The sequence below is a fragment of the Lutibacter sp. HS1-25 genome (assembly GCF_004121075.1).
Classification (GTDB): Bacteria; Bacteroidota; Bacteroidia; order Flavobacteriales; family Flavobacteriaceae; genus Lutibacter.
On record NZ_RHLN01000042.1, the window covers coordinates 1 to 8,733 of the forward strand.

Here is an 8,733-nt window from a genome sequence, read left to right on the forward strand (position 1 = left end):
CTCTTTACTCATCCTTCATCCCCAAAATATTTTCTCCAAAAACCTTGACAACATTTGCCACACAACCTAACCTGCTGCTATCTTTTTTCTTTCTCTTCCGAAAAAAATTACGTGCGCGAAGCGCAAATAATTTTAATTCCGGAACTATGTCTACTTATGAAATCAGAACCCACCAAAGCGGAAGAACCTATAACGCGCCGCACTTTTTTATTTTGTCTAAAGGCTTAAACAGTGGCAGGCCAATAAACCAGCCTTGCCCAAATTGTTTTGTCATTACAGCAGCTTCAGAACCTGCCCGGGAGTCGTTGTATTACCTGTGTTTATCACTTAAAACTGGACAGTACTTCAGTTATTATTTAAAAGGAAGTGTTATCCCATTTATTTGTATTTCAGATGCGAAAAAAGTAATCAATACAGCACTTCAAAACAACCAAGAACAACAATGGCAAATCAAAGTTGAAAAACTCAAAAAAATCAATGCTTTTGAAGAAAACCTGCAGCAGCAACTTGCAGCAATCAAGCAACTAAAAATTGCATTGTTGAGGTCCTAAAATTTATGAATCAATTATTAACAACACGACCTATTTGAATTTCTGTAGAAATTCAAGTTTTAGAAACGGCTAAGTATCCAAAGAGCGCAGCGGTCTGGATACGTTAGTGGATAAAACGCAAGAATTCAAAGAAATTGAAATCAGTCTTGACTTTTTTGGCTTGGTTTATCCTGAGCGTAGCCGAAGGGTTTTTGTGTCAAGACAAAAATGAACAGATAACTTATGAAAATTATTATTGCCGGAAGCCGCACCTTCACCAACTACCAAAAACTAAAACAAACCTGTGACCACATCCTCCAGGATCAAACCAACATTGAAATTGTAAGCGGAGCTTACAACAAAGGAGCCGACAAACTAGGCGAACAATACGCAGCTGAAAGAGGATTTCCTTTAACAAAATTTCCTGCAGATTGGAAACGATACAGAAAAGCAGCAGGACCAAAACGCAACCAACAAATGGCAAATTATGCAGATGTGTTAGTAGCTTTTTGGGATGGTGAAAGTAAAGGAACCAAAAATATGATAAACCTAGCAGAACAAAATAACTTGAAAGTAATAATTATGGATGTTTAATAATTGCCTAACAATTAAAAAATGTGTTTACAATACGGTTTCCCGTAATCTCAATTCAATTTTGTATCATAAATTTGAAATCATCAAATTAATCCAAATCATATCTAAATTCATTCTAAATTAACAACAAACATATTTTATGAACTCTTTTTAGTTAAATTAGTACATTCAAAAAATTGCACAATCAAAAATCATAAAATAGATATAAAATACTATTATCAGGAAAATTTGACCAGATAAACATAATTATTATATTATAAGTATATAAGAAAGTTAGCCACCATTTGACTATCAACCTAGATATGGAAATAAATTTTAAAGGAAAATACAAATCAATTACAAGTTTTAATTGGACTGAAATTCCAAATTTTGTAGTTATAACTGGTCCTAATGGAACAGGTAAATCTCAATTACTAGATTTAATACATAACACAATTATAAATAAAAATGGAACTACTGAAAGAGTTTCGATAATTGGGAAATCTATAAAGCCTAATGAAGTTACCTTTCTTAAAGGCGAATGGCAATTACAAAATACCTCTCACGTAAATCTCTCTAGCATTCAGCAGCAAATGGATGCTCATTATAATAATTTCAAAGGAGGTAATTATCGTAATATTAATCCTAGTCAAATACATATTTTTTCTGCTTGTCAAGAAATTATACGGAAAACAGGCAAACAATTTAATCAAATATCAAAAGAAGAATTCTACGAAAATTTTCCAGAAATATTAATTGAACAAGAAAGTCAATTAAGTCAAAAAATTGGAGAGGTCTTTTATAATTTCCGATTATCAGAAATAGAACTATTATCAAACAAAGAAACAGAAGAAAATATTAAGCTTAAGATTGGAGAAAAACCTTGGGTTGTTCTTCGTGAAATAATTAGAGAATCTAAACTCCCTTTTGAAATTAATGACCCTTCAACAAATGGTTTTAGAGATGGATTTCAATTAAAACTTACTCATCAAATTTTAAATGAGGAAATTAATTTTAATGATTTATCTTCAGGAGAAAAAGTACTAATTTCTCTCGTCTTTTATTTGTACAATTCCCAAGAAAAAAAGCTTTTCCCAAAACTATTATTACTTGATGAGCCTGATGCTCACTTACACCCTTCAATGTCGCAGCAATTTTTAAACGTTGTCAAGAATGTTTTAGTAGATAAATTTGGAGTTCAGGTTATTATGACTACTCACTCTCCTTCAACAGTTATGCTCGCTCCAAATGATTCTGTTTTTGAAATGTCAAGAGTTGAACCAAGAATAGCCAAATCTCCATCTAAAAATCATTCGGTTTCTTTATTAACAGCAGGATTGGTTTATGTTGGAGAAGGAACTAAATATTTTTTAGTAGAAGATAACGATGATGTTTCATTTTATTCTTTTGTTTATAATCAATTAACCTTGGAAAATATAATAAATGCAGATATCCCATTGGTGTTTATTTCTGCTTCTACTAAAGACAAATCAGGAGGAAAAGATGCTGTACAAAATTGGGTTACAAAACTTCAAGAGTCTGGAATAGTAAACATTATTCACGGTCTAATTGATGCTGATAGTGGAAACATAACATCTGATGGTGTATATAAAATAGATAGGTATAGTATTGAAAATTACTTGACTGATCCAATAATTGTATATGCAGCTCTTATAGATAAAGAAGTTAATCCTATAATTGAAGGTGTTAACTTTTCTGTTGGAGAAGAATACAAACTTAAATCTTTATCGGCAGGAATTTTGCAAAAAGTAGCAGATTCAATTATTTCAGACATAGAGCCTGATTTGGTCAATATTTTTACAGATTTTAATCAGAATACAGAGACAGAAAGAATTGAAATTGAGTATTCCAATGGAATTAAGTTGAGTTATCCGAAATGGTTATTTACAAGACGCGGTAAAACAATTTTGAATGAGGCTTATAATAGAAAATATACTAGTCGAGTAATAAATTTCACGACATTATTTAAAGCATTAAGAAAACTAAATTTATTTCCTAAAGACCTAATTGACAAACTGAATGAAATAAAAAAAGGTGGCTAACACCGGTAGCCGTTGCACAAGACCTTAAAATACAAATATCATATTTCATAAGCTCCTTTTTAAGGGGCTTATTTTTTAAAGCAATAGCCAAACTCTTCTCAATTTTGAATCGCTTAAAAAGGTTTATTTGAAGGCCTACAAAGCCCTCTAATTTTAAAATAAAATGATGCACCTGTTTTGCATCACTTTTTACAGTTTTTGAAATGAATTTTAAGTGCTTTTCAGGTTATAAACCATTGCTAACAGATTCATAACTACTCAACAACAAACAGTTGGCAAACTTTTCAGATACTTTAATTTCCTAACAATAAAAAAAATAAGTTCACAATACGGTTTCCCGTAATATCAATTCAATTTTGTATCATACATTTGAATGTATCAAATCAATACAAAGCATATTTAAATTCATTATAAATTAACAATATACATATTTTATGAACGCAATTTTATTAAATTAGTACATTCAAAAAATTGCACAATCAAAATAATAAAATAGATATAAAATGCTTTATCTAGGAAATTTGATCTGGATAAACAAACTTAGTATAAGTATATAAGAAAGTTGACTGTAATTTAAAAAAACAAACATAAATATGACTATAACAATTATTTTAGTAATTATAGGATTTATAATTTATTGGATTTTCATTAAAGATGGAGCCTACAAGCAAGGTGTTGGTGAATTAAAAAGTGGCGACTTTCATAAAGCATATGGTAATTTTCATAAAACAATAAGAAAAAATCCAAAACATTTTATGGCTGAATTTCATTTAGGTCTTTGTTGTAAACATCAAGCTGAATTGTTTAAAGAAACAGATACAAATAATGAGAATTTCAAAATTGAGGCGTTAAACCATTTCTTAAGAGCTTCTGAAATAAATCCAAATTTTCTTAAATCAAATAATTTAGTTGAAGTGCTAATTGCATCTGAAAACAACAATAACCTAAAACAAGAAATGATTAGTATAACAAAAAATAAAATTGACAAAACAACATCTGCAATAAAAGAACAATATTCTTGGTTAAATAGAATTTAAATCACAAATGGAAAAAGTTTCAATAATTGAATTTACTTTTTAGAAATCTTGAACTATCGATATTACTTTTAGGAAAATTCATCTGACAAAATATTATAAATAAATAGAGGAGCGGACTAAAAACTACAGCCAACAACTCATAAAATTTATGCTTACATTTAAACTAAATAACGAACCGAAAAACATTCAACTGACAATTTGCTACGTCCGAAAAATCTCCGATTTTCCAGTCGCACAAATCTTATAAAAGCCCGTTGGTAAAAATGGCGGAATTCAATATTTAATAAGAATTAAAAACATTTAAAAATTTAAATATAGAAAAATCTATAAATGCTGAAGAGTTATAATTAATTAAGAAATTAATAGTAAAAAAATAAATATTAATTTATGGATAAAATAGAAATTAAATCAATGAAAGAGGGAATTGGAGGTTGGCTTTATTTATTATGTTTTTTATTGATTATTGGGTCACCCATACGAAACCTTTTTGTTATTTATACAGAATACACACAAACACAACTTTTTTTTGATGAAATTAAAGGATTAGAAAGCTATTTATATATAATGAGTACGGCAATTTTAATTTTAATGACAATGAGTATTTGGTCCGGAATCTTACTTTTGCTAATCAAACCAAATGCAGTTAAAATCACTAAAATTTATTTAATCCTATTTTTGATTCACGGAATTATCCAAAATTTTTTTCCAAGAATAGCAGGCTTAGATCCATACTTTATTAATGAAATGGAACGTCAATTAATGATGAATACAATTTCATCAATACTGGTTTTTGGGATTTGGTTTACCTATTTAAATGTATCTGAAAGAGTAAAAATAACCTATCCAAAATCAATAAACAATACAAATTTTAAAATTCATCAAATATTAAATTTTTTAACTATTCCAATAACCAAATTAGTTTTTAAAATTACAAGTTTAAAAAGAGTTCATAATTTAGATTTAAAAAAATTAAGTTATGATGAAATCATAATTATTTCAATAATTGTAAGCACAGCATTATCACTTTTATTAGGTTATATTTTTGGAGAAACATATTACTTTTACAGTGATGGAAGAAGAGGGATAAAAGAGTCTCATTTTTATAATGAATTTCACTTTAATTATTTAATTAGCTTTACAAGTTTCATAATAATTGGTGGAATTATTTATATATTTTTAAATCAAAAAGTAAAAAACCAAAATTAAACTAATTAGGTTTATTAAAAACTAAAACAATGCATGAACAGAAATTAAAGAATATTTTATTCACACTTTATGTATTACATTCCTATAAAAAAGATGAAAATCCAAGTAATTTGGAATTAAAATCGTTAATGATTAATTCAGTTGAAACAATTGATATAAACATAATCAATAAAGAGGAGTTAATTCAAGAAATTAAAAACATATTAAATTTTCAGATAGAAATTCAAGCACTTTCAACAAGCCAAATTATTCAATTTAAAATTGGAGAAATAAGAAAAGCTAATTTATCTTCATCACAAATCAATCTGAAATTTGTTTTTTCAAAAAATGAAGATAAAGTTCTTGTTGATATCTATGAAAAAGAAAAAAAATCAATCACAATTAATTTATAAATATGGAAATTATTGGACAAGTATTCATAATGACACTTCTGATTTTTATTTTAGGGGTTACCGTGTCAATTTTATCATTTTTAAATAAAATGCTCAATCCTAAATTTAGGAAACAATATTATCTTTTCAAAAATATTTGTAAAGAAATAAAATTAACAGGTGATTTAGATTTGTTAAACAAATTTATTACATCAATTAATTTTGACGACAAAATATATAATTTGTTTTATGATAATAACAACAGAATTAATGATGATGAATTATATAATACTAATTATGATAATTCTAGAAAAGAATATATAAAAATTATTGAAATTGTTAATCATTTCTCGTTAGAAAATTGTTTGAAAAGCTCTTTAAAAAGCAATAATATTTCAAACAAGCCACTTGCCCTATATTTATTAAGTGAAATTAATGAACTGTCAGATGACTTAAAAAATAAGGACTTAAATAACAGAATTAAAATACTGAAATCAAAGAGTCGATTTATTGGTTATCTTATAAAAAATAATGACGAAAACGAAAGATACCTTAAAAGTTTATTAGAAAAAATTAAAGTTAAAATAAAGTAAAGAAATACAATATTTGTTTTATCAATTATATTTTTAACATCTCAACAAAAAGAGAAATTAAATTGAGTAATGATTTTGAGAAAAAAAATTAATTGTAGTTTAAAAAACACTTTTACAAACAATGGTAGCCGTTGCACAAGACCTTAAAACACAAATATCCTATTTCATAAGCTCCTTTTTAAGGGGCTTATTTTAAAATAAAATGATATATTAAATGTTTAAAAAAAACTTATTTTAAATGAGCAGAAGTCTTTTATATGTAAAACAAAACGCCTGGCTTATTAGCTAGGCGTTTTTACATTCTTTTTTTTGAAGAAAAAACTTTCCGAAGTAACCAAGAAACAAAAAAACTTACAACAGCTCCAATCACAGCCATTACAACAGTAAAAAGCACATCGTGCAAAGTAATATTTAAAATGGTGGAGAGAAACGTACCTCCAACAATCCCGGAGCGTAATTGTAAATTATTTTGTTCCATCTTTCAAAGTCTTAGTCTTTGTCTTAGTCTTTGTCAGAGTCAACGTCTTCATCAAATTCAGAAGCCTGCACTGAGCTTGGCGAAGTGTCAGAAACCACCGCCTGACTCACAGCTGTGGCCACAGTTCCGGCCACCGTTAAATAAGTGGCAACAGTCACCAATATTGCAGGTAAACTTATGGGAGCTGCAATAATAGCACCGCCAGTAGCAGCCAATGCAATACCAATGTTTCTCAGTTTTCTAAAAAAAGTCGGAGTTGGTTTTTTATAGCGTTCAGTAATTTTCATTATGTAGTTGTTTTAAGATTTAATAGTGAGTGTTACCGTTTCTTTTCTGTCAAAAGCCTGGTAACAAATTGAAATTATTTTTTGAAATAAGGGTCTGGAGTACAATCCCTTTCCAATACCATTCAAATGCCCTACGGGAGCCAAACAGCCTTTCAATTCACTTTGGGCATCATTGGCAGGATGTATCAAAATCAGACTTCTGCAAGGAACATTTTCAAGCTGTAAATGATGTTTAAACTTTTCAGAAAAACGAGCCTTCAACACATAAACACCTTCAGGAATACAAGACACTTGCTTTTTGTTCTCAAGCCAGGGCAATTCAATCACAAAGCCCATAAAATGACCTTGGTAAAAAAGGGCACCATTGGTACCCTCTTTAAAGTAAGTCCTGTGCAGGGTTAAATTCATTAGGCAGTTGTTACATCAATTACCGATAAAGCGTTGTAAGAACCATTTTTCAACGGATACATAGCTCCATTCACTTCCTGATAAAACTCAATCCCCAATACTTGAACCACTGGCAAACTTGAATTCACAGTCACACTTGCACTCAAGTTAATAACAGCAGTGTCTGCACTGTCGTAAGGCAACACCGCAGTTTCATCACTTTCAAAAGTTGAGGTTTCATTAACAAAATCCACTTCTGCAGCACCCATCACCATTTTAAAATGCGTAGTGCCACTTGGAGCAGCAATTCTAATCTTTGGTGAAAATGGAGTAATGCCAACAGTAGCTTCACCAGACACTCTGTCAAAATCCTTGTTAAATGCTACAAACAAAGTAGAACCCAATTTTCCATTAATGTTGAATTCAAATCCTTTTAAAAGATTCATATCCCCCTTTTCAATGGTTCTCAAACCACGCTCATTGGTAGCATCCGTTTTCACAATCTTTAAAAGATCAGTCGTCAGTCTGCTAACCACACGTTTGTCTTTTGCATTTTGCAAAAGAATTCTAATTGCGTTGCGAAGTACTTTTCCGCCTTTACCAGCAGCTCCAAATTCAGAACCGTTTTCACGAGTTCTTTGAAACGCAGGATCATTTGCAATTCGAGATGCATCCACACCACCTTTTTCGCGGGCAAGGTGTCCATCTCCAGTTTTGTAAAAAGAAATATCCCCGATAGTTCCTTTTAACTTAATAATGCCATTTTGTCTAGCCATAATTGTATAAAATTTTTAATTCTCAACAAAGCAACTTATCTTTAGATAAAAATTAAAAAACCAATAGTTATCCATTCCTAAACATTCCTTTTCTTCCGAAAAGGTGCAGTATAGATAAAGCATAGATACTCCTAGGATAAAGTATGGATAGTGTATGAAAACAATGAAAATAGTTAGAGCTTGCATATACCCAAAAGACATCCAGTGCATCACCGGCAGAACTGAACGCTATGGACGTAAATTACTCAATGAAATAAAACTTCACTTTGGGAAGGAGCCGCATCAGTTTGTAACAATCTATGAGTTTTCAGAATATTCTGGTATTGAGATAGATATCATAAACGAGTACATACAGAACTAAATAAAAAGGGGCAAATTCGGTGTCAGTTAGTACCTCCCCCCTCCTACAGCCCTTTATTTATGGGGAATTTT

At 29.7% G+C, this 8,733-nt stretch carries 11 protein-coding genes; 7 read left to right on the forward strand and 4 right to left on the reverse strand.

Annotated features, from left to right (window positions below; genetic code table 11):
- The 7 genes from EC396_RS11245 to EC396_RS11275 form a co-directional block, all read left to right on the forward strand.
- Positions 1 to 551, forward strand: a 551-nt coding sequence (locus tag EC396_RS11245; protein WP_205757944.1) for a hypothetical protein, incomplete at its 5' end; no start/stop codon positions are given.
- 222 nt (positions 552 to 773) lie between these two features.
- The gene (locus EC396_RS11250; RefSeq protein WP_129366791.1) at positions 774 to 1,124 is read left to right on the forward strand and encodes a DUF2493 domain-containing protein; all 351 of its coding nucleotides are present in this window, start codon (positions 774 to 776) and stop codon (positions 1,122 to 1,124) included.
- Between the two features lie 284 nt (positions 1,125 to 1,408).
- Positions 1,409 to 3,166, forward strand: a complete 1,758-nt coding sequence (locus tag EC396_RS11255) for an AAA family ATPase (RefSeq protein ID WP_129366792.1) — start codon at positions 1,409 to 1,411, stop codon at positions 3,164 to 3,166.
- A gap of 593 nt (positions 3,167 to 3,759) precedes the next feature.
- The gene (locus EC396_RS11260; protein ID WP_129366793.1) at positions 3,760 to 4,203 is read left to right on the forward strand and encodes a tetratricopeptide repeat protein; all 444 of its coding nucleotides are present in this window, start codon (positions 3,760 to 3,762) and stop codon (positions 4,201 to 4,203) included.
- Positions 4,204 to 4,590: 387 nt separating this feature from the next.
- On the forward strand, positions 4,591 to 5,409 hold the full coding sequence (locus EC396_RS11265; RefSeq protein ID WP_129366794.1) for a DUF2569 family protein: 819 nt from the start codon (positions 4,591 to 4,593) through the stop codon (positions 5,407 to 5,409).
- Positions 5,410 to 5,438: 29 nt separating this feature from the next.
- On the forward strand, positions 5,439 to 5,801 hold the full coding sequence (locus EC396_RS11270) for a hypothetical protein (RefSeq protein ID WP_129366795.1): 363 nt from the start codon (positions 5,439 to 5,441) through the stop codon (positions 5,799 to 5,801).
- Positions 5,802 to 5,803: 2 nt separating this feature from the next.
- Positions 5,804 to 6,373 carry a hypothetical protein gene (locus EC396_RS11275; protein ID WP_129366796.1) on the forward strand — a complete coding sequence of 190 codons (570 nt, stop codon included), beginning with the start codon at positions 5,804 to 5,806 and terminating at the stop codon, positions 6,371 to 6,373.
- A 295-nt stretch (positions 6,374 to 6,668) separates the two neighbouring features.
- Here the strand turns inward: EC396_RS11275 and EC396_RS11280 are convergent, their stop codons facing one another.
- From EC396_RS11280 to EC396_RS11295, 4 genes are read right to left on the reverse strand one after another with little or no spacing between them, the layout of a single operon-like run.
- Positions 6,669 to 6,851: a hypothetical protein gene (locus EC396_RS11280; protein ID WP_129366797.1), complete on the reverse strand. Its 183-nt coding sequence runs from the start codon at positions 6,849 to 6,851 to the stop codon at positions 6,669 to 6,671.
- 23 nt (positions 6,852 to 6,874) lie between these two features.
- Entirely contained in the window at positions 6,875 to 7,138 is a 264-nt protein-coding gene (locus tag EC396_RS11285) for a hypothetical protein (RefSeq protein ID WP_129366798.1), read from the reverse strand.
- A 12-nt stretch (positions 7,139 to 7,150) separates the two neighbouring features.
- Positions 7,151 to 7,546: a DUF5675 family protein gene (locus EC396_RS11290; protein WP_129366799.1), complete on the reverse strand. Its 396-nt coding sequence runs from the start codon at positions 7,544 to 7,546 to the stop codon at positions 7,151 to 7,153.
- A complete protein-coding gene (locus EC396_RS11295) occupies positions 7,546 to 8,301 on the reverse strand; it encodes a hypothetical protein (RefSeq protein ID WP_129366800.1) in 756 nt (251 codons plus the stop codon). Before EC396_RS11295 ends, EC396_RS11290 begins: the two co-directional genes overlap by 1 nt.
- Positions 8,302 to 8,733 lie beyond the last annotated feature (432 nt).

What these genes read in the sequence shown, in the direction of transcription:
- EC396_RS11250 (WP_129366791.1), top strand. Translation starts at nt 774, where the DNA reads ATGAAAATTATTATTGCCGGAAGCCGCACCTTCACCAACTACCAAAAA.
- EC396_RS11260 (WP_129366793.1), top strand. Translation starts at nt 3,760, where the DNA reads ATGACTATAACAATTATTTTAGTAATTATAGGATTTATAATTTATTGG.
- EC396_RS11265 (WP_129366794.1), top strand. Translation starts at nt 4,591, where the DNA reads ATGGATAAAATAGAAATTAAATCAATGAAAGAGGGAATTGGAGGTTGG.
- EC396_RS11270 (WP_129366795.1), top strand. Translation starts at nt 5,439, where the DNA reads ATGCATGAACAGAAATTAAAGAATATTTTATTCACACTTTATGTATTA.
- EC396_RS11275 (WP_129366796.1), top strand. Translation starts at nt 5,804, where the DNA reads ATGGAAATTATTGGACAAGTATTCATAATGACACTTCTGATTTTTATT.
- EC396_RS11280 (WP_129366797.1), bottom strand. Translation starts at nt 6,851, where the DNA reads ATGGAACAAAATAATTTACAATTACGCTCCGGGATTGTTGGAGGTACG.
- EC396_RS11285 (WP_129366798.1), bottom strand. Translation starts at nt 7,138, where the DNA reads ATGAAAATTACTGAACGCTATAAAAAACCAACTCCGACTTTTTTTAGA.
- EC396_RS11290 (WP_129366799.1), bottom strand. Translation starts at nt 7,546, where the DNA reads ATGAATTTAACCCTGCACAGGACTTACTTTAAAGAGGGTACCAATGGT.
- EC396_RS11295 (WP_129366800.1), bottom strand. Translation starts at nt 8,301, where the DNA reads ATGGCTAGACAAAATGGCATTATTAAGTTAAAAGGAACTATCGGGGAT.